At 46.4% G+C, this 250-nt stretch carries 1 protein-coding gene; it reads left to right on the top strand.

The window, feature by feature from the left end:
* Positions 1-250 (top strand): LemA family protein (locus AAEY83_RS17280; RefSeq protein WP_351061133.1); only part of this gene is annotated, 250 nt, incomplete at both ends.

Here is a 250-nt window from a genome sequence, read left to right as displayed (position 1 = left end):
GTGCATTATCACGTCTGATGGCAGTGTCTGAGCGCTATCCTGAGCTAAAATCAGATGCGCTATTCCAAGATTTGCAAGCACAGCTAGAAGGCACGGAAAACCGTATCGCTGTGGCTCGTAACCGCTATATTCAAGAAGTGCAAAGCTATAATACAACAGTGCGTCAGTTCCCAACCAACATCACCGCCAAAGTATTTGGTCTAGATGCTAAGCCAAACTTTACGGTAGCCAACGAAGACGCCATTTCAAC

It is taken from the genome of Psychrobacter sp. TB20-MNA-CIBAN-0197, assembly GCF_040309765.1.
Taxonomy (GTDB): domain Bacteria; phylum Pseudomonadota; class Gammaproteobacteria; order Pseudomonadales; family Moraxellaceae; genus Psychrobacter; species Psychrobacter submarinus.
Note: the sequence above shows the minus strand (reverse complement) of the source record. Positions and strands in the feature narration are given on the sequence as shown.